The organism is Streptomyces sp. NBC_01003, assembly GCF_045162695.1.
Taxonomy (GTDB): Bacteria; Actinomycetota; Actinomycetes; order Streptomycetales; family Streptomycetaceae; genus Streptomyces.
The window spans coordinates 9,310,186-9,336,409 of record NZ_CP108707.1 but is presented as its reverse complement, the minus strand read 5'-3'; the positions used below and the strand labels follow the sequence as shown (position 1 = coordinate 9,336,409).

The window sequence follows — 26,224 nt, the reverse complement described above, 5'->3', positions numbered from 1 at the left end:
GACATGACGGCAACTTCGGTGCACGCTCATGAAGATGCGCGAGCGCAGGCCACGACGACGCACGACGCCGACGCGACCGTCGGCCCGGGTGAGCTTCCGTGGGTCGAAGACGCCGGCAAGGTCGCGCCCAAGGACGCGCGTGATCTCTCCATGGTGTTCTTCGAGCAGCTCCAGGTACTCGAAGAGGGGACTGCGGACTACCAGTACGCCCGTAACACGCTCATCGAGATGAACCTGTCCCTGGTCCAGTTCGCGGCGTCCCGCTTCCGCCACCGTGGCAGTGGCGAGATGGAGGACATCGTGCAGGTCGGGACCATCGGCCTGATCAAGGCGATCGACCGGTTCGACCTGTCGCGCGAGGTCCAGTTCACCTCCTTCGCCGTCCCCTACATCGTCGGCGAGATCAAGCGCTTCTTCCGTGACACCAGCTGGGCCGTCCATGTGCCGCGCCGCCTCCAGGAGTTGCGCGTCGACCTGGCCAAGGGCAAGGACGAGCTGTCCACCGTCCTGGACCATGAGCCGACGCCCAAGGAGCTCGCCGAGCACCTGGAGCTCAGCGAGGACGAGGTCATCGAGGGCATGGTCGCCTCGAACGGGTACACCGCGGGGTCCATCGACATGCCGAGCGATCCCGGCGAGCGCCCGACCGACGCCTCGAGGACGTTCGCCGACGTGCTCGGCGAGCCGGATCCGGCCATGGAGACGGTCGAGGACCTCCACACGCTGGCGCCGCTCCTGGAACAACTCGACGGCCGTGAGCGCCGCATCCTCGAGATGCGGTTCGGCCAGGAGATGACCCAGTCGGAGATCGGCGCCGAGATCGGCGTGTCCCAGATGCACGTCTCCCGGCTCCTGACCCGCACCCTCACCAAGCTCAGAACAGGCATGTTCGCCTGACGCGGAGGGGCTCACCATGATTCAGGCCGCGGATGTCCGTGAGTGGCGCTCCTACGACGTCGTCGACCAGGACGGCCGCAAGATCGGCACGCTCGAGGCCGTCTACGTGAACACGAGGACGGACGAACCGGCCATGGCCACGGTCCTGATCGGCCTCCCCACGCGGCACAGGCTCGTCTTCGTTCCGCTGGACGGCGCGGTCGTCGGGCCGGCCTATGTCAAGGTCGACCACGCGAAGGCGCTGGTGAAGGAGTCCCCGTCGATCGGCACGGACGACGTGCTGCCCGCCGAGGACGAGGAACCCCTGTTCCGGCACTACGGCCTGCCGTACGAGCCCGGGACGAAAGGGGAGCGGCAGCTCGCCCGCCGCTGACGCGCGCCGCCTCACACCCATCCGTTCGGCCCACGGCCACGGATTCGTCATGATGGCCTCGCAGCGCCGGGCCGCATGGCCGGGGCACGACGAAGGGGAGACAGCGTGCTCGTATGGGACGACGATCCGCGATCGGCACTCGTGGCGCCTCTTGCCGTCGAACCGCCGCAGGCCGCGGTACTCCTCTTGCACGGTGGCCGCTCGGAGGGCACGGAAGCGGTGTCGAGGTTGAGTCTCGCGGGTGCGCGCATGCGCCCGTTCGCCGGTGCCGTCGAGCGGGCATGCGAGGGCCAGAGGCTCTTGGTGGGGAGCGTCCGCTATCGCTGCCGCGGCTGGAACGGTGACCGCGAGGACCCGCTCCGGGACGCGCTGCGGGCGCTGGACGAACTGGCCGTACGCGCCGGGGACGTGCCGACGGTGCTGGTCGGTCATTCCATGGGCGGACGTGCCGCGTTGCGCGCTGCAGGGCATCGGCTCGTCCAAGACGTGGTGGGACTCGCTCCGTGGTGTCCCGAGGGTGAGCCGGTGACGCAGCTCCGCGGCCGGCGCGTGGTGCTGCTCCACGGCGACCGGGACCGCACGACGGACCCCGCGGCCTCCGTCGACTACGCCGACCGGGCCTCGGCCGCGGGCGCGGAGGCCTGCACGCTGCTGATGCCGGGCGGCGATCACGCGATGCTCCGGCGGGCCGGTTCCTGGCACCGGCAGACCGGCCGGATCGTGAGCGGTCTGCTGGGGTTCGCGCCGCTCCCGACCGACGTCGCCGACCGCCTCGCCCTCAACGGCCGTACGCCGTAAGCGCGCTGAACCGTAGGCCCGGAAGAGCACGTTCCGCCGAACGGGCGACAGTGAATCCTTTCGGCTTCTGTCGACGGCGTGACGGGCGGGCCCATGGGCGAAGCTGCCATGGACCGTCCCCGAGCACCGAATGATGAGGCTGTCCATGCGCCGTCGCTCCACCGTTGCCGCTTCCCTCGCCGCGTTCGCTCTCGCGCTGACCCTGCCGGCCTCCGCCCAGGCCGCCACCGGCGACTTCTCCTACAAGATCGTCGGGCTCGACGGCCAGACGCAGTCGGTCACCCTCCACGACCTGCCGAGCCGCCAGTGCGTCACCCTCCCCGAGGTCGCGGACCCGAGCTCGTCCGAGCCGGCGTTCGCTCCGCACAACGACACGGACGAGTTCGCCCTGGTCTTCACCGGGCCCGACTGCGAAGGGGACTCCTGGACGCTGCGTCCGCACGGCCGGCCGGCCACCGACTACCTCAAGCTGCGCTCGGTGTTCCTCACCCCGCCGCAGTTCTGACCGGTCGTACGGGGGAGAGGGGGCCCTGTCCCCTCTCCCCCCGCTGGTCTACGCCGACTGCCTGAGCACCAGTTCGGGCTCGAAGATCAGTGACGTGGGCTCGGTCCGTGTGCCCTCGATGTGCTCCTGGAGGAGGCGGGCCATCGCACTCGCCATTTCCTCCACCGGCTGGCGAACAGTGGTCAGTTGCGGCTTGCAGGTGACGGCCACGCTCGAGTCGTCGAAGCCGACGACGGCGACGTCCTCGGGCACACGCCTCCCCTGTTCCCGCAGGACCTGGCAGACACCTTGGGCCATCAGGTCGTTCGCCGCGAACACACCGTCGACATCCGGGTGTTGACCGAGCAGCCTCTCCATCGCGGCCGCCCCGCTGTCGAGAGTGAAACCGCCTTCCGCGATCGGCACATGGGGGACGCCGCCGCGCTCCATCCCGTCGCGGAACCCCGCCAGCCGCTCCTGGCCCGCCGGTACGTCCAGCGGCCCCGACACGGTCGCCACCCGGCGGCGCCCCCGCGCCAGCAGGTGTTCGGCGGCGAGCCGGCCGCCGTCCCGATGGGCGAGATCGACATAGCTGACCGGGGCCGTGAGGGCCGGGCGGGCGAAGAATACGGCGGGCAGCCGCTCGGCAGCGAGGAGCTCCGGCAGCGGGTCCTCGGCGTGGGTGGACACCACGAGCGCACCGTCCGCGCTGCCCTGCCGCAGATAGGCGGTGACCTGTTTCCTGGCGGTGTCCGACTCGGCGAACATCAGGACAGGGTGCATCGAGCGCGGCCGCAGGAAGCCGACGACTCCGCTGACGATACGTCCGAAGAACGGATCCGCGAACACCCTTGCCGCGAAGGCGTTCTGCTCGCTGTCGGCCTCGTCCCCCGCGCCGGAGACCACCAGTGCGATCGTCTCGGCCCGCCGGGTCACGAGGGAGCGCGCGGCCCGGTTGGGCGCGTATCCCGTCCGGTCGATCGCCTGTCGCACCTGGTCCTGGATGCCCGGATCGACGTTGCGTACGCCGTTGATGACGCGGGAGACCGTCGCGCGCGAGACACCCGCCTCACGTGCGACGTCCTCGAGCGTCGGCGCCTGTCTGTTCATGTCGGCACCCTAACTTCCCGCCAGGGGACGGGATAGAGCGCTCTCCCTCTCATGGGTCCCGTGCGACCGGCTCAGTTGTAGACGCCGAACTCGTAGAGCGAGTACCCGTATCCGGTGCCCCGCGCCGTGCCGTTGACACGGACGTAGCGGCCGGTGCCGTCGACGTCGAAGTCGTCGATCCCGCCGTTGCCCGCCGACTCCTCGTGGACGGTCCGCCAGCTCTGGCCGTCGTCGGAGGTCTGGATGGTGTACGCCTTCGCGTACGAGGTCTCCCAGTTGAGCTGCACGTGACTGAAGGACTGGCGGGAACCGAGGTCGACCTGGAGCCACTGCGGGTCGCTCCAGTCGCTCGCCCAGCGCGTGTCGTTCCTGCCGTCGAACGCGTTCGCCGCGGTGCAGGGGCAGTCGCCGCTCCCGGGCTGGTACGAAGACGCCGTGGCGGGCTTGCCGAGGGCGATGTCGGTGCCATTGACGGGCGGCGGCACGACGCGGACCGAGCGGGTCTCGACGCCCACGTTGCCCTTGCCGTCGGTCGCCTTCACATAGATCTTCCAGACCCCCGGCCTGTCCGGCGCGGTGACCTTGAACCTGCCGCCGCCCAGGTCGGTGAACGGCACCGGCGTGAGCTGCTTGCTCGCGTCGATGTAGTTGCTGTTGGTCAGAACCTCGTACGAGATCTGGTCGCCGTCGGGGTCCGTGGCCCTGGTCGCCAGCGTCAGATTCCCGCCGGCGGGGACCTTGGCGGCGTCGCCCTCGACGTTCATCTCGGAGATGACGGGCGGGGTGTTGTCGTGCGACGTGTCGGCGCCGTAGGCCTTCTTCACGGCGTAGTAGGAGAGTCTCTTCTGGCCTGCGGGCAGCAGGTTGAACCAGATGCCTCCGAAGTCGTACTCCGTGCCGTAGTGGAACATGGTGGCGCCCAGGGCGACGCCCTTGTGGCCGGTGACGCAGCCCCACGCCTTGGTGTAGCCGTCGGCCTTGGCCTGGTCGGCCGGCTCGGCGGGGACGCCGTTGGCATCGTCGGGGACCTCCCACTCGCCCGCGGGGCCGGTCTCGGTCACGATGTACGGCTTGGTGTAACCACCTTGCTCCCAGGCCGACTTGATGTCACAAACGGCGTTGTAGGAGTTGACCGCGTAGAGATCGAGGTCGGGGGCGTTCTTCTTGTAGTAGGGCCAGGCGCCGACCCAGGCGTCGGTCGAGGTGACGGGGTGGTCGGGGTCGACCGCGTGGATCTTCTTGGTGATGTCGTTGACGAGGGTGGTGTAGGCGTCGCGCTGCTTCTCCAGTTCGTCGCCGCCGTAGCAGTTCTGCAGGCCGAGCACGGACTCGTTGCCGACGTTCCACATGAGGACGCCCGGGTTGTCCTTGTAGGTGTCGACCCACTTGGGGAACTCGTCGAGCATCTTGTTCTTGTAGTCGGTGTCCGTGAGGTAGTTGACGCAGCCGCCGCTGCCCGGGCCACCGCCGGGCTGGAGCCAGAAGCCCGCGATCACCTTGATGCCGTGGGCCGCCGCCGAGTCGAACAGCGGCTTGCTGGAGGCGTCCGTCCCCCAGGTGCGGATGGTGTTGACGCCCATGGACCGCAGATCCGGCATGTATGTGTCGGCGTCGGCCACGGACGGCCCCCAGGTCAACCCCTTGATCTGGTACGGAGAGCCGTCGACGGTCAACTGCCAGTCGCCCTGTGAACCGGTGACCTTCACGACGCTGCCGGCGGCCTGCGCCTGCTGGGCCGGGAGCGACAGTGCACCGGCAGCGAGCAGTCCCGCGGTGAGGGGAGCCATGAGACGACGGCGGGATGTGCGGGATCTCTGCATGGTCGTTCTCTCCCTGGATGTGGGGGTGAAGGGGGTGCGACGCGTGTGTACGGTTCCCGGGCCGGGGCGGCAGGCAGCGGTCGGCCCGGCCCGGGGAGCGCCTGGGTCAGGGCAGTTCGTAGTTCTCGTCGAGGGCGGCCCCGGCCTCGGGGTGGCTCTGGTCGTAGCCGCGGGGATCGCACTGGAGTCCGCCGACGACGCAGTGGTCCACCAGCGCCTTCAGCGTCGGGGCGTCCCACGCGTTGAAGAAGTCGTAGTGGAAGGAGTAGCTCGGGCCGCTGGCGAGTCTGAGCTGTGAGAGGTCACCGTTGACCGGGAAGGCCATCTTGAACTCGATCATCGGCAGGGCGACGGGGTGGTCGGCCGGGCAGGCGTTGTTGTTGGTGCCGGGCACGACGACCGGGTAGGCCATGTGGCTCTTGTGGTCCGGTGTGTCGAGATACTTGCCGTCCCAGCAACTGGGCGCCTGGAAGCGGATGTTGAGCTGGGTGTCTGCGGTGGTGGGGCAGTCCTTGGGGAAGTCCACGTTGAAGTAGCTGGTGCCGCACTCCCATCCCTCGACGAAGCCGCGGTGGTCGCGGAACTCCTGGGCGGTCTGCATCGGGCTGCCGACCACGAACCGCAGCCCCTTCGGGAAGGGGCGGACACTCGTGTAGTCGGTGACTCCGGCCTTGTAGTAGATGGTCTGCTCGCCGACCGGGAGCACGGGCTTGTCCCCGTTGAGCATCGTGGGCATCCAGTACCCGGACTTGTCGCCGGGGGCCAGACACGTGGTGGACCCCGCGTCGAGGGAGGCCGTGGTGCTGTTGGCGTCGGTCGTCGTGTTGCCCATGAAGGTGTGGTCGTGGGACTTGCCGGGCTGCCCCGGATAGACGATGGGGTCGTCCGGCCGGGTGTGGGTCACCGTGCAGTGCGCCTGGAACTCGTGGAAGTAGCGGTGCGGCGGCTCCTTCGTGGAGGGTTCCACGCCGGTCACCGGTGGATCGGCGGGGATGTATCCGTCGCCGTCCGGGTCCTCCGCCGAAGCGAGGGTGGACGCTGCCATCACGTGGCTCGTGTGCGCTGCGGACGTCGACCCTGAACTCTGCGTCTCCTGAGCGGCGTTGGCGTTCAACGCCATACCGCCCACACCGAGCGACGTCACCATCAGCGCGCCGGTCATCAGTAACCCTGAAACGATCTTCGATCTCCGTGCCATGGAGACCTCCTGCCACATCGGCATGGATGGGTGGGGGGTGGGCGGCCGGCGCAGGTCCTGCGTCACACGGCCACCCGCGGAGCGGAGCGCCCTCATGGAGCGGGGCGCTGGGAGAGCGCTCTCCGAGTCGGAGTGTTGCGGCAGTGGCGCGAGACTGTCAAGAGACTGTCAACGCCTCTTCTTTCAGGGGGTGTTGGGTGACGTCAGGTAGCGAGGCGTCGCGGCTCCAGCCCCAACTGACACATGCCCGCCACTAATTTCAACGATTCTGGATTTAAGTCTTGACGCAACGTTCACACAGATGAAGCATTCGACCGCAAGAGAGCGCTCCCACCCCCCTCATTCGTTCAATTTCTGAACTAGGAGAGTCGCCCCTATGCTCACGCCCCCCACGGACCGCTCAACGACGTCCAGTTCGCCCGCCGCCGGTCCCGTCTCCCCCTCGCGCCGGACCGTTCTCGGCGTCATGGCGGCGACCGCGGCCACCGTTCCCGGCCTCCTCGCAGTCGGATCGCCCGCCTCCGCGAGGCCTGCCGCCGACGCCCTGCCCGGCGGCGGCGACCTGGGCCCCAACGTGATCGTGTTCGACCCTTCCACGCCCGGCATCCAGGCCAAGCTGGACGAGATCTTCAAGCAGCAGGAGTCCGCACAGTTCGGCTCCGGCCGCTACGCGTTCCTGTTCAAGCCCGGTACGTACAACGGCCTCAACGCCCAACTCGGCTTCTACACCTCGATCGCCGGACTCGGCCTGTCCCCCGACGACACCGCGATCAACGGCGACGTCACGGTCGACGCCGGCTGGTTCAACGGCAACGCCACCCAGAATTTCTGGCGCTCCGCCGAGAACCTCGCCCTCACCCCCGTCAACGGCACCAATCGCTGGGCCGTCGCACAGGCCGCGCCGTTCCGCCGCATGCACGTGAGGGGCGGCCTCAATCTCGCCCCCGACGGCTACGGCTGGGCCAGCGGCGGCTACATCGCCGACAGCCGCATCGACGGCACCGTCGGGCCCTACTCGCAGCAGCAGTGGTACACCCGCGACAGTTCTGTCGGCGGCTGGACCAACGCCGTCTGGAACATGGTGTTCTCCGGCGTCGAGGGCGCCCCCGCGCAGAGCTTCCCGGACCCGCCCTACACCACGCTCAACACGACCCCGGTCTCCCGCGAGAAGCCCTTCCTGTACCTCGACGGCGCCGACTACAAGGTCTTCCTGCCCGAGAAGCGCACCGACGCGCGCGGGACCACCTGGGGCAGCGGCACGCCCCGCGGCACCTCTCTCGCACTCACCCAGTTCTACGTGGCGAAGCCGGGCGTCACCGCCGCCACCCTCAACGCGGCGCTCGACCAGGGCCTCAACCTCCTTCTCGCGCCCGGGATTTACCACCTCGACGCGGCCATAGAGGTGAACCGCGCGAACGCCGTCGTACTCGGCCTCGGATACGCCACCCTCATCCCGGACAACGGTGTCACCGCGGTGAAGGTCGGCGACGTCGACGGTGTGCGCCTGGCCGGATTCCTGATCGACGCGGGCGCGGTCAACTCGCAGACCCTGCTGGAAGTCGGGCCTTCCGGAGCGTCCGCCGACCACTCTGCCAACCCCGTCACCGTCCAGGACGTCTTCGTACGGATCGGCGGCGCGGGCCCCGGAAAGGCCACCACCAGCATCGTCGTCAACAGCCGGCACACGATCATCGACCACACGTGGGTCTGGCGCGCCGACCACGGTGACGGCGTCGGCTGGGAGACCAACCGCGCCGACTACGGCGTGCGCGTCAACGGCGACGACGTACTGGCCACCGGCCTGTTCGTCGAGCACTTCAACAAGTACGACGTGTACTGGGCCGGCCAGCGCGGCCGCACGATCTTCTTCCAGAACGAGAAGGCGTACGACGCCCCGAACCAGGCCGCCGTCCAGGACGGCAACGTCAAGGGCTTCGCCGCGTACAAGGTCGCCGACTCCGTGACCACGCACGAGGGTTGGGGCCTGGGGAGCTACTGCAACTACACGGCGGACAACACCATCCGCCAGGACCACGGCTTCGCGGCGCCCAACACGTCCGGGGTGAAGTTCCACGACCTGCTCGTCGTGTCGCTGGGTGGCCAGGGCCAGTACGAGCACGTCATCAACGACATCGGCGGCGCCACGTCCGGCACGTCCACGGTGCCCTCGACCGTGGTCTCGTACCCCTGACCTCACCCGTGCAGGGCGACGGACCACGGCCCGTCGCCCTGCACGGCCGTCAGCCGATCTCCACCTGAATCGAGTGGTAGCCGCTTGCCCCGTCCGGTACGGGGTCGGCGCGCTGCGCCGTCTGTGTCCGGCCCGTGCCATCGGTCGCGCGGACCGTCAGGCGGTGCCCTCCCGAGGTCGCCTGCCAGGGGTAGGACCACTGGCGCCAGGTGTCGCGGGTGTCCTCCGCCGCGAGCGTGGCCCGCTCCCACGGCCCGTCGTCGACACGGACCTCGACCTTCTCGATCCCGCGATGCTGCGCCCAGGCCACCCCCGCGACCATGACCGTGCCGGCCTTGCGGTTCACGAAGGGCTTGGGGGTGTCGATGCGGGACTCCGTCTTGATGGGCGCCTGCTGGGCCCAGCTCCGCTTCACCCAGTACGCGTCGTAGTCGGCGAAGGTGGTGAGCTCGATGTCCTCGATCCACTTGCAGGCCGACACGTAGCCGTACAGACCCGGGACGAGCATGCGCACAGGGAAGCCGTGGGCGAACGGCAGGGGCTGACCGTTCATCCCCAGAGCCAGTATCGAGTCGCGCCCGTCCATGATGTCCTCGACCAGGCTGCCGATCGTCATGCCGTCGACGGAGCGGGCGACCAGCTGGTCCGCGGGACCGCCCTTCGACGGGGGCCGGACGCCGTTCTCGGCGAGCACGTCGGCGAGGCGTACGCCGATCCAGCGGGCGTTGCCGATCAGGGCGCCGCCGACCTCGTTCGATACGCAGGTGAGCGTGATGGCGCGTTCGATGAGCGGCCTTCGCAGCAGGTCGTCGAAGGTCAGGGTGACGGGGCGGGTGACGCCCTTGCCGTGGATCCGCAGCCGCCATTTCATGGCGTCCACCATGGGGACCACCAGCGCGGTGTCGACCCGGTAGAAGTCCTTGTTCGGAGTGGTGAACGCGCCGATGCCGGGGATCGCCAACTGGGCGCCCGCCGGGGTGGGTTTGCCCGGTGACGCCGGAACGGGCAGCTTGACGCCGTTGCGTGAGCCCACGGCGTTCTCGTCCTGCGTGCCGCGTGAGGCCCGGGCCAGCAGTCCGGCGGCGGTGGAGACGACTGCGGCGGTCGTCGCGAGTGTGATGAACCCTCGCCGGTCCCATCCGGGTTCGGTGCTGCCCTCGGGCGGCTCCTCGGTCAGCGTGGTCCGCGCGCGGCCGGTGAGCGCGTACAGGAGCCAGGCACCCACCAGTGCGCCGACGACGGACGGCACCGCGTCGGCGATGCTCGTCGAGTCGGGGCGGGTGGTGGCCGCGAGTGCGCCGATCACGCCGAAGATCAGGACGCCGGCCGATCCGGCGCGGCGGTGGCGGGTGGCGACGAGGCCCAGGACCACGGCGAGGAGGGACAGCACGGCGACGATGCCGAGCTGCAGAACGAGCTTGTCACTCGTACCGAAATTCCGGATCGCCCAGTCCTTGACGGCGGTCGGCGTGCGGTCGATCGCCGCGCCTCCCACCGCCACCACAGGGCTCGCCTGGGGACGGGTGACCGCCGCAGCCAGTTCGGCGGCGGCCAGGGCCGCGTAACAAGCCAGCAGTCCGCTCAGCGCGCCGAGGAGTGCGCGCCGCCGTGCAGCGCGCCGCCCCCAGAAATTCCGGTTCTCGCCCGCTCCAGAAATGGGGAAACCTTCCTCGCGGCCTGTGCGCCGCACCCTCGAGCTTCGTCAGCCCGACCATGCTGTAGGCGATACCGCACGCATTCAAGCGGACATGCGTGAGCGTACGGGCGCAAAAGCCGCGGGAACGCGTCAGGCCGCGTTGCCCCTGAGTCCCCTCCCCTGCCGGTGCCTGCGGACGATGTCCGCGTAGCGGTGGCCGCTGCCCTTGATGGTGCGTCGCTGCGTCTTGTAGTCGACGTGGACGAGGCCGAAGCGCTTGTCGTAGCCGTAGGCCCACTCGAAGTTGTCCAGGAGGGACCAGGCGTAGTAACCCGCGAGCGGTGCCCCCTTGCGGGCGGCGGAGGCGCAGGCCGCGAGGTGGCCCTCCAGGTACTCGGTGCGTCCGGGGTCGTCGACGGATCCGTCGGGCCGTACGACATCGGGGAAGGCGGAGCCGTTCTCGGTGACGTAGAGCTTGCGGGCGCCGTACTCGTGGGTGAGGCGCAGGAGCAGGGTCTCGATGCCGCTCGCGTCGATCTCCCAGTCCATGCCGGTGCGCGGGACGCCGAGGCGGCGCACCTCGCGGGCGTGCGGGGCGGGTCCGGTGGGGTCGTCGGCGACGACGGCCGGCATGTAGTAGTTCAGGCCGAGCCAGTCGAGCGGGGCGGCGATCGTCTCCAAGTCCCCTGCCTGCTCGGGGAGTTCGACCCCGTAGACGTCCCGCATGTCGGCGGGGAAGCCGCGGCCGTGGACGGGGTCGAGCCACCATCGGTTGGTGTGGCCGTCCATGCGGTGGGCCGCTGCGACGTCCTCGGGCCGGTCGGTGGCGGCCTGGACGGTGGAGAGGTTGTTGACGATGCCGATGCGCGCGTCGGGTGCCGCGCCGCGGATCGCCTGGGTGGCGAGGCCGTGGCCGAGCAGCAGGTGGTAGGAGGCGCGGACGGCGGCGGTGAGGTCGGTGATGCCGGGGGCCATGCGGCCTTCGAGGTGGCCGATCCAGGCCGAGCACAGAGGTTCGTTGAGGGTGGCCCACTGGGTGACGCGGTCGCCGAAGCGTTCGGCGACGACGGTGGCGTAGTCGGCGAAGTGCTTCGCCGTGTCGCGCTCGGGCCAGCCGCCCCGGTCCTGGAGGGTCTGCGGGAGGTCCCAGTGGTAGAGGGTGACGGACGGCTCGATGCCGGCTTCGAGGAGGCCGTCGATCAACTGGTCGTAGAAGTCGAGACCCTTGGCGTTGACGGGGCCGTCGCCGCCGGGCACGATCCGCGGCCACGCCAGCGAGAGCCGGTAGGCGTTGGTGCCGAGCTGCTTCATCAGCGCGATGTCCTCGCGCCAGCGGTGGTAGTGGTCGCAGGCGACGTCCCCGTGGTCGTCGTTGTCGACCTTGCCGGGGGTGTGCGAGAAGGTGTCCCAGATCGACGGGGCGCGGCCGTCCTCGGCGACGGCTCCCTCGATCTGGTAGGCGGAGGTGGCCGTGCCCCAGGCGAAGTCCTTCGGGAGAGCGGCGAAGTCGATGGGCTTGGACACTGACGTCCTTTCGGGCGAGGGGTCGGCGGCACGGTCCGGTGCAGTGCTCACTTCACGGCCCCGGCGGTCAGACCGGCGACGAGGTAGCGCTGGAGCAGCAGGAATCCGGCGACCACGGGGATGCTCACGACGAGTGAGGCGGCCATGATCTGGTTCCAGTACACGTCGTTCTGGGTGGAGTAGTTCTGGAGGCCGACGGCGAGGGTGCGGGTGGTGTCGGTCGTCAGGACGGACGCGAAGAGCACTTCTCCCCAGGCGGTCATGAAGGCGTACACGGCGACCGCGACGATGCCGGGGATCGCCGCCGGGACGACGACGCGGAACAGCGCCTTGAGCGGCCCGCAGCCGTCCACCATCGCGGCCTCGTCCAGGTCCCTCGGGACCGATTCGAAGTACCCGATGAGCATCCAGATCGAGAAGGGCAGGGAGAACGTGAGATAGGTGAGGATCAGTCCGCCGCGTGAGCCGAACAGGGCGATCCCGGTGGACTGGCCGATGTTGACGTAGATGAGGAACAGCGGCAGCAGGAAGAGGATGCCGGGGAACATCTGCGTCGACAGGACCGTCACCGTGAAGACGCGCTTGCCGCGGAACTGGTAGCGGCTGACCGCGTAGGCGGCGAAGACGGCGATCACGACGGAGCAGACCGTGGCGGCGCCGGCGACGATCAGCGAGTTCAGGAAGTACTTCGCCAGCGGGACGGTCTTCCAGATCTCGAAGTAGGGCCGGATGGTGAGCCCGCTGGGCATCCAGCGGAACTTGCCCGACACGTCCTCCAGCGGTTTGAGCGAGCTGGAGATCATGACGTAGACGGGCAGCAGGACGAAGCCCGTGAGCAGGGTCAGGAAGATCCGGCGGGACCAGATGAAGGAGCGCGGGGACGCCATCGGCGAGCGCGGAGCTCCGCGGGACACGGTGGGGCTAGCCACGGGAGACCTTCCTCCCTCGTGAGGTGAGCACCAGGTAGATCCCCGTCACCAGGAGCAGGAACAGCAGCAGGAGTACGGACATGGCGGCGCCCGTGCCGAAGTTCCAGGTGGCGAAGGACGACTGGTAGATGTGCACGGAGATGAGGTCGGCCGCCTCGGGCGCCGCCCGCCCGAACAGCACGAACGGTGTGTTGAAGTCGTTGAACGTCCACAGGAACAGGACGAGTACGAGCACCTGGTTGACCGGGCGCAGCGAGGGAATGGTGATGCGCCGGATCTGCTGCCAGATGCCCGCGCCGTCCATGGCGGCGGCCTCGTAGAGCTCCTTGGGAATGTTCTGGAGCCCGGCCATCACGATCAGGAAGGCGAACGGCCAGCCCTTCCACACCGAGACGGTCAGCAGTGCGAAGAAGCTGTTGTCGCCGATGAGCCAGAAGGGATGCCCGCCGGTGAGGCCCAGCTGGTCGTGGAGCACGTGGTTGACCAGGCCGTTGTCCCTTTGGAACATGAACGCCCAGGTGATCACGGCCGCGTAGACGGGCAGCGCGTACGGCACCAGGAACAGGGTGCGCAGGAAGCCGCGGCCGGTGAACGTCTCCTGCATGAAGACGGCCGCCGCCGTGCCGAGGAGCCAGCACAGGCCGACCGACATGAGCGTGAAGACGCAGGTGATCCAGAACGAGTGGAGCAGGGCCTTTCCGACGGGTGCGTTGAAGTCGACGGCCATGTGGAAGTTGCCGAGGCCGGCCCAGGGAGCGGCGCCCCAGTCCCGCAGATAGAACTGGGTCAGCTCCTTGAACGCCATGAAGAACCCGATGGCGATCGGCAGCAGGTGTACGAGGAGTTCGAGCAGCAGCGCGGGGAGCAACAGCAGGTACGGAAGTCCCAGGCGGCGGATGCGCCCGGGGCGGCGCGGCTTGCGCGTCGCCCCGGGAGTGTCCTCACGCACCGCCGGATCCCCCTTCGGGGAGTTCACGATGGTGGTCATGGGCACATCACTCACTGACTGGCCATCTGCTGCTGAGCCTTGGTCAGCTCGGCCTTGACGTCAGCCGTGGAGAGCTTCTTGCCGTTCGCCGCCTGGGCGAAGAGGTTCTTGACGGCGGTGCCGACAGAGGTCTCGAACTGGGACTCGTCCGACACCTGGGGCAGCGCGGTGGCGCTGGTCGCGAGGGTCTCGCGCAGCACCTTGAGCTCGGGCCGGTCGAACGCCGGGTCGCTCTGGGCGGCCTTGACCGGCGGGATGGAGCCGTAGGTCTTGCAGAGCAGCTTCTGCTCGGCGTCGCTGGTCATGAACTTCACGAACTTCATGGAGCCGTCGATGTTCTTCGTGTTCTTGAAGACGGCGAGGTTGATGCCCGCCACCATCGAGTTGGTGGCCTTGCCCGCGCCGGGCGCACCCGACTGGACCGGCACCGGGGCGACGCCCCACTCGTCGTCCTGCATGCCCTGCGACTTGAACGTGGTGGCCGCGGCCTGCCACAGGACCATGGCGGTCTTGCCCTTGGAGAAGTCGCTGAGGGACTGGTTCTTCGCGTACTCGGCGTTGCCGGGCGCGATGATCTTGTTCGTGGCCATCATGTCGACGTACTGCTTGACGGCCGCGACCGCCGCGTCGTTGGTGAAGTCGGCCTTGCCGTCCGCGGTGAAGAAGTCGCCGCCGTGCTGCTTGGCGAGGACGAACACCTGGTGGATGTTGTTGGAGAGGTTGGAGCCCTCGGCGCCGAGTCCCCACTTGCCGCCCTTGGATATCTTCGCGCCGTCCGCGGTGAGTTCGTCCCAGGTCTTCGGCGGCTCGGTGATGCCGGCTTCCTTGAACATCGCCTTGTTGTAGTACAGGGCGTACGCCATCGAGTAGAGCGGTACGGCGGCCGGGTCCTTGCCCTGCGCGCCGGTCGAGCCGAGCGCCGACTCCACGAAGCGGTCCTTGCCGCCGATCTTGTCGAAGTTCTTCTGGTCCCACGGGACGAGGGCGCCGGTCGCCTGGAGCGAGGACGACCAGGTGTTGCCGATGTTGAGGACGTCGGGGCCCTCACCCGAGGTGGTCGCCGTGAGGATGCGGGTGAGCAGGTCGGACCAGGGGACGACCTCCAGCTTGACCTTGATGCCGGTCTGCTTCTCGAACTTGTCGAGTTCGGGCTGGAGGATCTTCTTGTCCGCCTCGACGTTCGGCCCCTGGTTGGACGCCCAGTAGGTCAGGGTCTTGGGCGACTCGTTCGATCCCTCGTCGGATGAACCCCCGCCGCAGGCGGTCGCAGCGGCCAGCAGGGAGACGACGACCGCGCTACTGGCGAGTGCTCGAATTCTTTGCATGGCTCCAGGTGTCCCTTCCTCAGGAGCGTCCAAGCCGGGGCGCGGGTCTGCAGGCCGAAGCGCTCGGCGTTCAGTTCCTGAAGTCACCCACGACTTAATTTAGGCTGTGAGTTAAACCGCGCGGAAAGGTCGCGTCAAGGGTTTGGGCAGGGGTACCTTGCGTCTGTCGCAGGTCAGGAAGGAGCCCAGATGGATCGGCGGAGCAGACGCACGGTGAGTGACCTGCGCAGGGCCAATCGAGCAGCGATACTGCAACAGTTGTATTTCGACGGCCCGACGAGCCGCCAGGCGCTCGGACCGCTCACGGGACTGAGTTCAGGATCCGTCAGCAACGTGGTGGCCGAACTCGCCGCCGACGGGCTCGTGGAAGAGGCCGGCAGCCTGGACTCCGACGGCGGCCGGCCGCGCATCCTGCTCCGCGTCAGCCCGCACAGCGGCAGTCTGATAGGCATCGACGTCGGCGAGACCCGCGTCCGCGTGGAGGTCTTCGACGTGACCCTCACCGAACTCGCCCGTGCCGACATCCCGTTGACGGGCGACGGCTACGACGTCGCCGTTGTCGTGGAACACATCCGAAGCGGCATCGAGCAGGTCCTCTCCGAGGCCGGCGTGCCGGCGGACGACCTTCTCGGGATCGGGATCGGCGTTCCCGGTGTCGTCGAGCGGGTCCCCGAGTCCGGGGCCGTCGTCCACTGCCAGACGATCGGCTGGGACGCGGTCCCGTTGGAGGCGCTGCTACGGGCTTCCTCCCAACTCCCCTCCACAGTCCCGTACTTCATCGACAACGGTGCCAAGACGCTCGGGCAGGCGGAGATGTGGTTCGGCGCCGGGCGCGGGGCGCGCAGCGCCGCGATCGTGCTCTTCGGCACCGGGGTCGGCGCCTGCCTTTTCGCGGACGGCAGGGGGCGGGCGCTGGAGTGGGGCCATCTGACGGTGCAGGCCGGCGGGCGGACGTGCCGGTGCGGCGCGCCGGGCTGCCTGGAGGCGTATGCGGGGGCCGAGTCCGTACTGGAACGGTGGCGCGAGGCCGGCGGGCAGCCGCCCCGAGGAGTCGACGAGGAGACCCAGTTGACGGCGCTGCTCGCCGCCGCGTGCCCGACGGACGGGACCGAGCCCGACCCGGTGGCATACGAGGTGATGGCGAAGACGGCCGAGTACCTGGGCGCCGGACTGTCCGACCTGATCAACCTTTTCCAGCCCGAGCGCATCCTGATCGGCGGCTGGGCCGGGCTCCAGTTCGGCTCCCGCTTCCTCGACGACGTCCGGAAGCACACCACGAAGTACGCCCTCTCCTACCCGGCCGGAAGGGCCACCATCGAACTGGGCAAGCTGGGCCCCGACGCGGTCACCGTCGGTGCGGCGACCCTTCCCCTGGAGGACTTCTTCGCCCGCGGCGGCCGACGGGACACCCCGGCCCAGGAACCGACACCGCCCGCGTGGCGTACGGCACTTGAGGGTCGCGTTCTCGGGTGACCCGAGCCGGCTTCGTCACGCGGTGGCCGACCGGCGCGCAAGGTCTTCCAGCAGCGCCACCGCCTCTTCCGCCCGCTCGTGGGGGACGAAGAGGTGGTCATGGTGGAACCCGGCCACGACGTTGCAGCTCAGTTCCGCGGTGGCGAGTTCCTGGGCGACGGCCGCGGTCAGGCCCACGGCCTCCAGCGCCGAGTGGACGCGCAGGGTGATCCACCCCGCCACGTAGTCGTGGCCGAGCCCTGCCGCGTCCGCCTCCTCCAGCGGGACCACCAGCGTCAGGGCCTCCCTCTCGGCGACGGTCACCACGGGGGTGACGCCGGGCGGAATCGCGCCGTCGACGGTGGTGAAGACATAGCGCCCCGGGTTCAGCTCCGGCCGCATGCCGCTCAACAGGGTCCGCAGATCCCTCTCACCACTCATGATCACCAGGGTAGGCGGACCGCCCCCTCGCGCACACCCTGAGGTCACGCCCCCTCACAGAATCCCCTCGCGTCTTCTTGCCAGTCGATGTCGCAGATTTTCATGTCTATATCAAAATCTTGCGCACACTTATGGCGATCAGCCCATCGGGCGCCCTAGCCTCTGAGCGTTCGCAGTGTTCCCACGAGCGACAAGGACCCCTTCCGTGGTGCACCCCCCGAGAAGTCATCCGCTCAGACATGGCATGTTCACGTCATTAGTCACGGCGCTGACGGTGTCAGGAACGGCCACCGCCGTCGCGCTCTCCACCTCCGCCCCCGCTGCCAGGGCCGCAGCGGTCCAGGCCCCCTCCCCGCTCGACGTCAAGGACCGCGGCGCGGCCGTCCCCTTCAAGGAGCAGGAGGCCGAATACGCCGCCACCAACGGTTCGTTGATCGGCCCGGACCGCATCTACGGCAAGCTGCCCTCGGAGGCGTCCGGCCGTCAGGCGGTCACGCTGGACGCCGTCGGCGAGTACGTCGAGTTCACCCTCACCGCCCCGGCGAACGCGATGTCGTTCCGCTACTCGCTCCCGGACAACGCGGCGGGCACCGGCCGGGACGCGTCGATCGACCTCAAGGTCAACGGCAACCAGCTCAAGAGCGTCCCCGTCACCTCCAAGTACGGCTGGTACTACGGGGGTTACCCGTTCAACAACAACCCGGGCGACACCAACCCGCACCACTTCTACGACGAGACCCGGACCCTGCTCGGCTCGACGCTGCCCGTCGGCACGAAGATCAGGCTCCAGGTCGCCTCGGTCTCGGACTCGCCCTCGTTCACCGTCGACCTCGCGGACTTCGAGCAGGTCGCGGCGCCGACCGGCAAACCGGCCGGCGCGCTGGACGTCGTCGGCGACTTCGGCGCGGACCCCACCGGCGCCGCGGACTCGACTGCCAGGATCCAGGCGGCCGTCGACGCGGGCAAGGCGCAGAACAAGGAGGTCTACATCCCCGAAGGCACCTTCCAGGTCCGCGACCACATCGTGGTGGACAAGGTGACCCTGCGGGGCGCGGGCCCCTGGTACAGCGTCCTCACCGGACGTGACCCTTCGGACCGCAGCAAGGCGGTCGGTGTCTACGGCAAGTACGCGGCGCAGGGCGGCAGCAGCGGCGTCACCCTCAAGGACTTCGCCATCATCGGCGACATCCGCGAGCGCGTCGACAACGACCAGGTCAACGCCATCGGCGGCGCAATGTCCGACTCCACCGTCGACAACGTCTGGATGCAGCACACCAAGTGCGGCGCCTGGATGGACGGCCCGATGGACAATCTCACCATCAAGAACAGCCGCATCCTCGACCAGACGGCCGACGGTGTGAACTTCCACCAAGGGGTCACGAACTCGACCGTCACCCACACCTTCGTCCGCAACACGGGCGACGACGGCCTGGCGATGTGGGCGGAGGCGAAGCCCAACGTCGCCGACAAGTTCACGTTCAACACCGTGATCCTGCCGATCCTCGCGAACAACATCGTCACGTACGGCGGCAAGGACATCGTCCTGTCGGACAACGTCATGTCCGACACCGTCACCAATGGCGGCGGCCTGCACATCGCCAACCGCTATCCGGGTGTCAACTCCGGTCAGGGTACGGCGGTTTCGGGCACGATCACCGCGGCGCGCAATACGCTGATCCGCGCGGGCAACAACGACTTCAACTGGCGCTTCGGCGTCGGCGCGATCTGGTTCAGCGGCCTCAACGAACCCGTCGACGCGACGCTGAACATCACCGACAGCGAGGTCCTCGACAGCTCCTACGCGGCGATCCACCTCATCGAGGGCGCTACCAACGGCCTGCACTTCAAGAACATCCGCATCGACGGGGCGGGCACGTACGCCCTGCAGATCCAGGCGCCGGGCACCGCCACCTTCGAGAACGTGACAGCCACCCACATCGCCCAGAGCAATCCCATCCACAACTGCGTGGGCAGCGGCTTCCAGATCACCCGCACCGGCACCAACTCCGGCTGGTACGCGGACCCGCCCGCCTGCACCGGCACGTGGCCCGACCCCGTGTGGACCAACGGCGGCGTGCCGCAGGGCGGCGGCGACCCGACCGATCCGCCCACCGATCCGCCGTCCGACCCGGGCAACCTCGCCAAGGGACGCCCGGTCGCGGAATCCGGGCACGCCGACGTCTACCAGGCCACGAACGCGGTGGACGGTGACGCGGGCTCGTACTGGGAGAGCACGAACAACGCGTTCCCGCAGACGATCACCGTCGATCTGGGATCCGCCAAAGCGGTCAAGCGCCTCGTCCTGAGGCTGCCGCCCGCGGCGGCGTGGGCGACCCGCACGCAGACGCTGGGCGTGTCGGGCAGCACGGACAACTCCACGTTCACGACGCTCAAGGCGTCCGCCGGCTACACCTTCAACCCGAACAGCGACAACACGACGGAGGTCGCCCTGACCGGGACGCCGACCCGCTACCTACGGCTCACCTTCACCGCCAACACCGGGTGGCCCGCCGCCCAGCTCTCCGAACTGGAGGCGTACACGGGCCAATAGTGCGGGACGCCCAGGACCGGCCCCATCGACACCGAGTCAGCCCGCCGGTGGGGTCGGTAGGGGACGGTTGGGGGCCATGGCCCAGCGCACCAACGAAGTGACGCCGCGACCGAGCGGCCGTACGGCCACGGTGTCGACCAACGGCAGCCGCGGCAGCCGCAGTTCCGCTGCCGCCCAACCGGGCAGCAGGGAAACGGCGTTCGCGGCCAGAACGCCGTACGGAAGCCGGGCGACCAGCGGCACCGGTGGGTTCAGGAGAAGGAAGCGGGCGGCGCCGCGCGCCTCGGGGGTCGCACGCAACTCACCCCGGTACGCCGTGAACCGCTCGGCGAGCTCCGCCCGGTTCGTCGGCGGGTCCAGTACGCCGAGCTCGGTCGCGACCCGCGCCGCGTCGGCGACGTAGCCGTCGTACTGGTCGCCCGTCAGCGGCTGGGCGCCGTACCGCTGATGAGCCCGCAGGAAGCTGTCGACCTCCGCGATGTGGACCCAGCCCAGCAGGTCCGGATCCCCCGCGTGGTACGCCTCGCCCTCCGCGGTCACCCCGCGCACCCGCGCGTGGACAGCCCGCACCTGGTCGCAGGCTTCCCGCGCGCCGTCGGCGGGGCCGTAGGTCGTCATCGCCAGGAAGGTGCTCGTGCGCTGGAGCCTGCCCCATGGGTCGCCGCGGAAGCCCGAGTGGGCGGACACGGCGGCCATGGCGAGCGGGTGGAGCGACTGCAGCAGCAGGGCGGAGAGCCCGCCGATGAACATGGACGCGTCCCCGTGCACCGTGCGGATGGGGCGGTCAGGGCCGAACCAGCGCGGTCCGGGGGCTTCGTGGATACGGACGCGGTTCCTGGGGCCCTCCGGGCCCGCGACACGGGCGAAGAGGTTCTTTCCCAGCCGCTCCTGCACCCCGCGGCTGTCCGGCCCGGTCAGTCTCATGGTGACGTGACATCCCTTCGGATTCGCGTATCCAGCCTACTTCGCCCGGTCCGGGAGGTCGCGTGTATCCATCCCGGCCACCCGGGGGGACTGCGCGGCGGCGGTGCGGCAAGGATGGGGTCATGATGCAGCATTCCGGCGGCCCGGAGGAACGGCCTTGAGCACAGCGATCCGCACCGTGACCTATCCCACCGGCAGGGAGCACAAGCCTCTCGACATCCACAACTCGCCCCAGGCCGAAGCTCCTTGCGTCCTTCTGTGGCACGGCATCGGGTCCGACGAGCGCGACGTGATGGTCCCGCTGGCCCAGGGCATCGCCGAGCGGGGCCTCACCGTCCTCGTCCCCGACTGGCGTTCGGACACCCCCGACGAGGGCCGCGCGCACCTCACCGATTCGTTGCGGTTCGCCCACGACTTCGCCGGCCCGTCCCGGCAGCTGGTCGTGGCCGGCTGGTCGGCGGGTGCGGGCGCCGCTTTCGGGGTGGCCCTGGACCCGGACCACTTCGGCGGCCCGAGCAGCAGGCCACCCGCCGCGGTCGTCGGCATCGCGGGCGGCTACCGGCGCCCGGCGCGCACTACGGGGGCCGTGCCCCTCCAGGCGCTCGGGCGCGCCACGGCACGTGTGCCCGTGCGGCTCGTGCACGGCACGGAGGACCCCGCCGTCCCCGTCGAGTCCTCTCGGGAAATGCACGAAGCGCTGCGCGCGCACGGCTGGGACTGCGCACTCAGCGAACAGACCACCGATCACGCCGGGGTGCTCGGCTGCGTGTACAACCCGGTGGCGGGCCGCTGCGTGGCCGATGCCTCCGTCAGCGCCTTCGGCGAGGCGACCGCCGAGGTGGTGGCGGCGGTCGCGCGGTCCGTCTAGGGCCTTTCGTCCGATCCGGCGGCGGAGGCCATCGGACACCACTCCCTACGGGGACGCCGTCACTGGTCGCGGCGCAGCAGGTCCTCGTATGTCTCGCGGCGGACCACCGCGCGGGCCTCGCCGTCGCGGCAGAAGACGACCGGGGGGCGGCGGGCGCCGTTGTAGTTGTTGGAGATCGAGTAGCAGTACGCGCCGGTGACCGGTACCGCGATCAGGTCGCCGACGGCAGGGGCGCGCAGCGGTACATCGCGGATGAGGGTGTCGCCCGACTCGCAGTGCCGGCCGACCAGGTCGCAGGGCTCCCCACCGCCGACGCGGGAGGTGACCGTCGCCTCGAAACGCTGGCCGTACAGCATGGGTTCGAGGTTGTCGCCCATGCCGCCGTCGACGGCGACGAGGGCGCGTGGGCGGCCCCGCTTGACGGTGACCGCGCGGTAGAGGGTGAGCGCCGACTCGGCGACCAGGGACCGTCCGGGCTCGATGATCAGCCGGGCGTTCGCGGGGAGGTGGGCGCGGGCCGCTTCGGTCAGGGTCCGTACATACTCGTCGACCGTCGGCGCCTGGTCCGCGTAGGTGTACCGGACGCCCAGGCCGCCGCCCAGGTCGTACACCGCGTGCTCGCCCAGCTCGCCGAGGGAGGCGATGGCCTCGACGGCGCGGGCGAACGGGGCGGTGTCGAGGAGCTGCGAGCCGACGTGGACGTGCACGCCGTCGAGGCGGAGCCGGTCACTGGCGCGCAGCCGGGCCGCGGCGCGCACCGCGTCGGGCACGGAGAGGCCGAACTTGGAACCGGCGTGGCCGGTGGCCATCGCCTCGTGGGTGTCGGCCTCGACCTCCGGGATGACGCGGATCAGGACGCGCTGCTCGTCCGTGACGATCTTCTCGAGGCGGTCGATGTCGTCGAAGTTGTCGACAACGATCGTGCCGGCTCCGGCGCCGACCGCCATGGCGAGTTCCTCGTCGGTCTTGGCGTTGCCGTGGACGACGAGCCGGGCCGGGTCGGCGCCCGCGGCGAGTGCGGCCACGAGTTCTCCGCCTCCGGCGACGTCCACGCCGAGCCCTTCCTCGACCATCACCCGGACGACGGCGGTGCACGGGAAGGACTTCGACGCGAAGACCACTTGTCCGTTCGGCCAATGACGCTTCAGGGCGTCCACGTACTCGCGTGCGCGGGACCTGAGAGCACGTTCGTCGACGATGACGGCGGGGGTGCCGAAGCGCTCGGCGAGGTCGTCGAGGCGGCATCCGCCGACGACCATCTCGCCGTCCGGGGCGAGATTTGTCCCCTTCGGGAAGAGTCCGACGATATCTGCGGTGGCGGTCGTGGCGCTCATGGGCGATGGCTCCTGTCCCTGGTCGATGGGCCTATCCTGGCGGCTTCCCCCGTCGCCTTCACCGGCGTCCCGCCCCAGGAATCGAGGCCTCTGTTGTCTGATCGGACAATTCCCGACGGCCGGGCCGCGGGCTCCTTGCGCCTGCTCGTCGGCTCCACCAGCCCGCTCCGCGCGCTCGCCGCACCAGGTGGCCTCGACGTCCCCGTGCGGGGCACGGTCATCCACGACCCGGGCGACCCGCTGCCCGCGGCCCCCTCGGCGCTGCTGCTGCTCGTCGGCGCGGACGTGGCCGATCCGCGTACGGGTACCGTGCTGCGGCGCGCGGCGGCGGAGGGTTACGCGGGGGTGGTCGTCAAGTGCCGCGGGCAGGAGGCGGATCGGCTGACGGCCGAGGCCGAGCGGTCTTCCGTGGCGGTCCTTGCCGCCGGCGACGCGGTGCCGTGGCGGTACGTGGACGCGGAGATCGGCTGCGCCCTCGCGGCGTACGGAGTGGGTGACCTGTCCCCGTCGGCCCCTGCCGGAACCGAGGAACTCTTCGCCCTGGCCGACGCGGTGGCCGCGGTCGTGGGCGGCTCGGTCGCGGTGGAGGACCTGGACCAGCATGTCGTCGCCTACTCGAACGTCCCCGGCCAGCGCATCGACAGCCTGCGCGAACGCGGCATCCTGGAGCGGCGGGTCCCTGACGACCCGGGCCAGCGGCAGCAGTACCGCGATGTGCTGACGGCGCAGGGTGTGGTGCGGTTCCCCCGGGCGCGCGACGAGCTGGCGCGTGCGGCGGTCGCGGTGCGGGCGGGCACCCTGCCACTGGGGACTCTGTGGGCGATCGAGCCGGAGGTCGGCCTGTCGGAGCAGGCCGAGTCGGCGCTGCGTGACGCGGCACGGCTGGCGGCCCCGCATCTGCTGCGCGCGCTGAACGCGACCGAGGCTGAGCAGCGCATGCGCCGGGACACCCTGCGGGCGCTCCTCGAGGGGTACGGGCCGCCGGCCGACGAGGCAGCGGGCCGGCTCGGGCTCGGCCAGGGAGAGAAGGTGTGCCTGGCCGCGTTCGCCCCGGACGAGGGCAGCGCCCTCGTCGCCCACCTGGAGTCGTCCCTGGTCCGGTACTGCGCGGCGCACCTGCCGTCGGCGACGGTGACGGCGTCGGCGCGTGCGGTGTACGTGTTGCTGACCTCACTCTCGCCCGCCGCCACGCGGAGGTTCGCGGACGGTGCGCTGGGGACCGTACGGGCCGCGCTGGGTACTCCGGTGCGGGCCGTGGTGACGCGGGCGTACCCGGATCTGCTGCGGGCCGGTGCGCTGCGGCGCGAGGCGGACGACATTCTCCGGGCCACCGGCGGCGGCCGGGCCGACGCGCCCACGGCCACCGCCGAGGACGTACGGCATGTGGTCCTGCTGAACCGGCTCGGCGACGAGCTGCGCCGGGAGCCGTGGCTGCGGCTGCCCGGGGTCGCCGCGCTGCTGGCGCACGACGGGGAGCAGGGCACCGACTACGCGGCGACGGTCACGGCCTGGCTGGACGCGACCGGGGATGTCGCGAGCGCCGCCGCCGGTCTGCGGGTGCATCCCAACACCCTGCGCTACCGGCTGCGGCGGGTACGCGAACTCTTCGGCCTCGACCTCGACGATCGCGAGGTGCGGCTGGCCGCGTGGCTCGAACTCAGGTTTGCGCAGAGGTAGTTGTCACGATGGCCTCCTCCGCTGAAGCGCCCCGCCCACGCAGGGCGGAGTGGCGGCGGCCGAACGTCAGGTAGAGCACCGCCGCGAGCACCAGCCACACACCGAAGAGCACCCACGTGACACCCGGCAGCAGCCACGCGAGGTAGAGGCAGGACGCCGCGGACACGATCGGCACCACCGGATACAGGGGCACCTTGTACGGCCGCGGCGCGTCGGGCGCGATGCGGCGCAGGACGATGACGGCCGCCGCCACGGCCACGAACGCGACGAGGGTTCCCATGCTGGTCAGGTCGGCCAGGTACTGCAGAGGTACGAACGCGGCCAGCGCTCCGACGCCGGCCCCCACGATCCATGTGTTGCCGACGGGGGTGTGCCGCTTGCGGTCGACGCGGCGGAAGATCTCGGGGACGAGCCCGTCACGGGCCATCGAGAAGAGGATGCGCGTCTGCCCGTACAGGGTCACCAGAACCACGCTGAAGATGGACACCACGGCACCGGCCGACAGCAGCACGACGGGCCATCCGGCGCCCGTGACGTCGCGCAGGATCTCGGCGAGGACCGCTTCGCCCGCGTCGGCCTGCGCGCCGAACCGGCCGACGGGCTGGGCGCCGACCGCCGCGAGGGACACCAGGATGTACAGCACCGTGACCGCGCCGAGCGTCAGGAGCAGTGCGAGCGGGATGGTGCGCCGCGGGTTGCGGACCTCCTCGCTCGCCGTGGCGACGGTGTCGAAGCCGACGTAGGAGAAGAAGACGGCGGAGGCGGCGACCCCGATGCCGGACGCGCCGTGCGGTGCGAAGTCGGCGAAGTGACCGGCGCGGAACGCGGTGGATGCCACGGCGACGAACAGCACGAGGACGCTCAGCTTGATACACACCATGACGGCGTTGAGGCGTGCGGACTCGCGCGTGCCGCGCGCCAGCAGCAGGGAACAGAGCAGCACCACGACGAGCGCCGGGACGTTCACCACTCCCCCGGCGCCGGGCGGCAGGCTGATCGCGTCGGGCAGCGTGAACCCGAAGAGCGCGTCGGTGAGTTCGTCGAGGTACTGCCCCCAGCTCACCGCCACGGTGGAGACCGCTACCCCGTACTCAAGAATCAGACACCAGGCGACCAGATACGCCGCTCCCTCACCGAGGGACGCGTAGGTGTACGAGTACGTGCTGCCCGCCACCGGGATCGCGCCGGCCAGTTCGACGTAACACAGCGCGGCGAGTCCCGCGACCACTGCCGCGACGACGAAGGAGAGCACCACGCCCGGTCCCGCCTTGGGGACCGCCGTGCCGAGCACGAAGAAGATGCCGGTGCCGACGACGGAGCTGATCCCCAGCAGGGTCAGCTGCGTGAGCCCCATACTGCGCCGCAGACCACCCGGCCCCGAAGCCTCGCCCTCCGCCTCACCGATCATGCTCTCCAGCGGCTTGCGGCGGCACAGTTGACGGGCCGACACGCCCATGAGTCCTCCTGGATGTCCCACGCCCCGCGGTGGATCGCGAGGGGCTGCGGGGGATGCTGCGGCACCCGGACCGCGCACTCAACGTCGGATCCGTACAACAGCGGCAGGAGGCTTTGGCCAATGCGACAGGTGCGCGAACTATGCGTGGTATCGGCGGAGATGCAGGTGGTAACGCAGTGAAAGCGCAGGTGAAACCGCCTTCTCCGATAGGCAGTTGATGTCCGCCTTTGTGCGGTGATTACGGCGTT

Annotated in this window: 21 protein-coding genes; 9 read left to right on the top strand and 12 right to left on the bottom strand. The window is 69.7% G+C overall.

Translation table 11 applies throughout. The features are described 5' to 3' along the window. Nucleotides 1-3: 3 nt before the first annotated feature. The 4 genes from OG698_RS42890 to OG698_RS42875 all read left to right on the top strand — a co-directional run bounded on the left by OG698_RS42890 (nucleotide 4) and on the right by OG698_RS42875 (nucleotide 2,573). Nucleotides 4-897, top strand: coding sequence for an RNA polymerase sigma factor SigF (locus tag OG698_RS42890; protein ID WP_399980242.1), 894 nt, complete (start codon nucleotides 4-6; stop codon nucleotides 895-897). A 16-nt stretch (nucleotides 898-913) separates the two neighbouring features. Further along, complete coding sequence (locus OG698_RS42885; RefSeq protein ID WP_406109565.1) at nucleotides 914-1,270, top strand: PRC-barrel domain-containing protein; 357 nt, start codon at nucleotides 914-916, stop codon at nucleotides 1,268-1,270. A gap of 105 nt (nucleotides 1,271-1,375) precedes the next feature. Beyond that, the gene (locus OG698_RS42880; protein WP_406109564.1) at nucleotides 1,376-2,068 is read left to right on the top strand and encodes an alpha/beta hydrolase; all 693 of its coding nucleotides are present in this window, start codon (nucleotides 1,376-1,378) and stop codon (nucleotides 2,066-2,068) included. A gap of 145 nt (nucleotides 2,069-2,213) precedes the next feature. Further along, nucleotides 2,214-2,573, top strand: coding sequence for a hypothetical protein (locus OG698_RS42875; protein ID WP_406109563.1), 360 nt, complete (start codon nucleotides 2,214-2,216; stop codon nucleotides 2,571-2,573). Between the two features lie 48 nt (nucleotides 2,574-2,621). On the opposite strand, the gene OG698_RS42870 is transcribed toward OG698_RS42875, so the two are convergent. From OG698_RS42870 to OG698_RS42860, 3 genes are all read right to left on the bottom strand, one after another. Beyond that, nucleotides 2,622-3,662: a LacI family DNA-binding transcriptional regulator gene (locus tag OG698_RS42870; RefSeq protein WP_406109562.1), complete on the bottom strand. Its 1,041-nt coding sequence runs from the start codon at nucleotides 3,660-3,662 to the stop codon at nucleotides 2,622-2,624. A 71-nt stretch (nucleotides 3,663-3,733) separates the two neighbouring features. Further along, a complete protein-coding gene (locus tag OG698_RS42865; protein ID WP_406109561.1) occupies nucleotides 3,734-5,482 on the bottom strand; it encodes a discoidin domain-containing protein in 1,749 nt (582 codons plus the stop codon). A gap of 106 nt (nucleotides 5,483-5,588) precedes the next feature. Then, complete coding sequence (locus tag OG698_RS42860; protein WP_406109560.1) at nucleotides 5,589-6,680, bottom strand: DUF1996 domain-containing protein; 1,092 nt, start codon at nucleotides 6,678-6,680, stop codon at nucleotides 5,589-5,591. Nucleotides 6,681-7,056: 376 nt separating this feature from the next. On the opposite strand from OG698_RS42860, the gene OG698_RS42855 reads away from it, so the two are divergent. Further along, nucleotides 7,057-8,871, top strand: a complete 1,815-nt coding sequence (locus tag OG698_RS42855) for a coagulation factor 5/8 type domain-containing protein (protein WP_406109559.1) — start codon at nucleotides 7,057-7,059, stop codon at nucleotides 8,869-8,871. Between the two features lie 49 nt (nucleotides 8,872-8,920). On the opposite strand, the gene OG698_RS42850 is transcribed toward OG698_RS42855, so the two are convergent. From OG698_RS42850 to OG698_RS42830, 5 genes are all read right to left on the bottom strand, one after another. Further along, nucleotides 8,921-10,528: a molybdopterin-dependent oxidoreductase gene (locus OG698_RS42850; RefSeq protein WP_406111601.1), complete on the bottom strand. Its 1,608-nt coding sequence runs from the start codon at nucleotides 10,526-10,528 to the stop codon at nucleotides 8,921-8,923. 129 nt (nucleotides 10,529-10,657) lie between these two features. Beyond that, nucleotides 10,658-12,031 carry a GH1 family beta-glucosidase gene (locus OG698_RS42845; RefSeq protein WP_406109558.1) on the bottom strand — a complete coding sequence of 458 codons (1,374 nt, stop codon included), beginning with the start codon at nucleotides 12,029-12,031 and terminating at the stop codon, nucleotides 10,658-10,660. 47 nt (nucleotides 12,032-12,078) lie between these two features. Continuing rightward, entirely contained in the window at nucleotides 12,079-12,918 is an 840-nt protein-coding gene (locus OG698_RS42840) for a carbohydrate ABC transporter permease (RefSeq protein WP_406111599.1), read from the bottom strand. A gap of 34 nt (nucleotides 12,919-12,952) precedes the next feature. After that, a complete protein-coding gene (locus OG698_RS42835; protein ID WP_406109557.1) occupies nucleotides 12,953-13,948 on the bottom strand; it encodes a carbohydrate ABC transporter permease in 996 nt (331 codons plus the stop codon). Nucleotides 13,949-13,959: 11 nt separating this feature from the next. Then, entirely contained in the window at nucleotides 13,960-15,273 is a 1,314-nt protein-coding gene (locus tag OG698_RS42830) for an ABC transporter substrate-binding protein (RefSeq protein WP_100594476.1), read from the bottom strand. A gap of 189 nt (nucleotides 15,274-15,462) precedes the next feature. On the opposite strand from OG698_RS42830, the gene OG698_RS42825 reads away from it, so the two are divergent. Continuing rightward, on the top strand, nucleotides 15,463-16,746 hold the full coding sequence (locus OG698_RS42825) for an ROK family protein (RefSeq protein ID WP_406109556.1): 1,284 nt from the start codon (nucleotides 15,463-15,465) through the stop codon (nucleotides 16,744-16,746). A 15-nt stretch (nucleotides 16,747-16,761) separates the two neighbouring features. Here OG698_RS42825 and OG698_RS42820 read toward each other — a convergent pair whose 3' ends face one another. Then, nucleotides 16,762-17,166, bottom strand: coding sequence for an ACT domain-containing protein (locus tag OG698_RS42820; protein ID WP_406109555.1), 405 nt, complete (start codon nucleotides 17,164-17,166; stop codon nucleotides 16,762-16,764). Between the two features lie 244 nt (nucleotides 17,167-17,410). On the opposite strand from OG698_RS42820, the gene OG698_RS42815 reads away from it, so the two are divergent. Then, a complete protein-coding gene (locus OG698_RS42815; protein WP_406109554.1) occupies nucleotides 17,411-19,717 on the top strand; it encodes a discoidin domain-containing protein in 2,307 nt (768 codons plus the stop codon). Between the two features lie 36 nt (nucleotides 19,718-19,753). On the opposite strand, the gene OG698_RS42810 is transcribed toward OG698_RS42815, so the two are convergent. Further along, nucleotides 19,754-20,641, bottom strand: coding sequence for an oxygenase MpaB family protein (locus OG698_RS42810; protein ID WP_406109553.1), 888 nt, complete (start codon nucleotides 20,639-20,641; stop codon nucleotides 19,754-19,756). A gap of 157 nt (nucleotides 20,642-20,798) precedes the next feature. On the opposite strand from OG698_RS42810, the gene OG698_RS42805 reads away from it, so the two are divergent. Continuing rightward, the gene (locus OG698_RS42805; RefSeq protein ID WP_406109552.1) at nucleotides 20,799-21,509 is read left to right on the top strand and encodes an alpha/beta hydrolase; all 711 of its coding nucleotides are present in this window, start codon (nucleotides 20,799-20,801) and stop codon (nucleotides 21,507-21,509) included. 59 nt (nucleotides 21,510-21,568) lie between these two features. Here OG698_RS42805 and lysA read toward each other — a convergent pair whose 3' ends face one another. Further along, nucleotides 21,569-22,843 (bottom strand): diaminopimelate decarboxylase, encoded by a 1,275-nt coding sequence (gene lysA, locus OG698_RS42800; RefSeq protein ID WP_406109551.1) that lies wholly within the window; start codon nucleotides 22,841-22,843, stop codon nucleotides 21,569-21,571. A gap of 93 nt (nucleotides 22,844-22,936) precedes the next feature. On the opposite strand from lysA, the gene OG698_RS42795 reads away from it, so the two are divergent. Continuing rightward, nucleotides 22,937-24,520 carry a PucR family transcriptional regulator gene (locus OG698_RS42795; RefSeq protein ID WP_406109550.1) on the top strand — a complete coding sequence of 528 codons (1,584 nt, stop codon included), beginning with the start codon at nucleotides 22,937-22,939 and terminating at the stop codon, nucleotides 24,518-24,520. Here the strand turns inward: OG698_RS42795 and OG698_RS42790 are convergent. Next, the gene (locus OG698_RS42790) at nucleotides 24,501-25,976 is read right to left on the bottom strand and encodes an APC family permease (RefSeq protein WP_406109549.1); all 1,476 of its coding nucleotides are present in this window, start codon (nucleotides 25,974-25,976) and stop codon (nucleotides 24,501-24,503) included. The genes OG698_RS42795 and OG698_RS42790 overlap by 20 nt on opposite strands. Between the last annotated feature and the right edge of the window lie 248 nt (nucleotides 25,977-26,224).

Bases quoted from the DNA above. Each gene is read 5' to 3' on its own strand.
- OG698_RS42835 (WP_406109557.1), bottom strand. From the start codon at position 13,948: ATGACCACCATCGTGAACTCCCCGAAGGGGGATCCGGCGGTGCGTGAG.
- OG698_RS42865 (WP_406109561.1), bottom strand. From the start codon at position 5,482: ATGCAGAGATCCCGCACATCCCGCCGTCGTCTCATGGCTCCCCTCACC.
- OG698_RS42870 (WP_406109562.1), bottom strand. From the start codon at position 3,662: ATGAACAGACAGGCGCCGACGCTCGAGGACGTCGCACGTGAGGCGGGT.
- OG698_RS42860 (WP_406109560.1), bottom strand. From the start codon at position 6,680: ATGGCACGGAGATCGAAGATCGTTTCAGGGTTACTGATGACCGGCGCG.
- OG698_RS42840 (WP_406111599.1), bottom strand. From the start codon at position 12,918: ATGGCGTCCCCGCGCTCCTTCATCTGGTCCCGCCGGATCTTCCTGACC.
- OG698_RS42810 (WP_406109553.1), bottom strand. From the start codon at position 20,641: ATGAGACTGACCGGGCCGGACAGCCGCGGGGTGCAGGAGCGGCTGGGA.
- OG698_RS42825 (WP_406109556.1), top strand. From the start codon at position 15,463: ATGGATCGGCGGAGCAGACGCACGGTGAGTGACCTGCGCAGGGCCAAT.
- OG698_RS42885 (WP_406109565.1), top strand. From the start codon at position 914: ATGATTCAGGCCGCGGATGTCCGTGAGTGGCGCTCCTACGACGTCGTC.
- OG698_RS42855 (WP_406109559.1), top strand. From the start codon at position 7,057: ATGCTCACGCCCCCCACGGACCGCTCAACGACGTCCAGTTCGCCCGCC.
- OG698_RS42820 (WP_406109555.1), bottom strand. From the start codon at position 17,166: ATGAGTGGTGAGAGGGATCTGCGGACCCTGTTGAGCGGCATGCGGCCG.
- OG698_RS42790 (WP_406109549.1), bottom strand. From the start codon at position 25,976: ATGGGCGTGTCGGCCCGTCAACTGTGCCGCCGCAAGCCGCTGGAGAGC.
- OG698_RS42875 (WP_406109563.1), top strand. From the start codon at position 2,214: ATGCGCCGTCGCTCCACCGTTGCCGCTTCCCTCGCCGCGTTCGCTCTC.
- OG698_RS42815 (WP_406109554.1), top strand. From the start codon at position 17,411: ATGTTCACGTCATTAGTCACGGCGCTGACGGTGTCAGGAACGGCCACC.
- OG698_RS42890 (WP_399980242.1), top strand. From the start codon at position 4: ATGACGGCAACTTCGGTGCACGCTCATGAAGATGCGCGAGCGCAGGCC.
- OG698_RS42830 (WP_100594476.1), bottom strand. From the start codon at position 15,273: ATGCAAAGAATTCGAGCACTCGCCAGTAGCGCGGTCGTCGTCTCCCTG.
- lysA (WP_406109551.1), bottom strand. From the start codon at position 22,843: ATGAGCGCCACGACCGCCACCGCAGATATCGTCGGACTCTTCCCGAAG.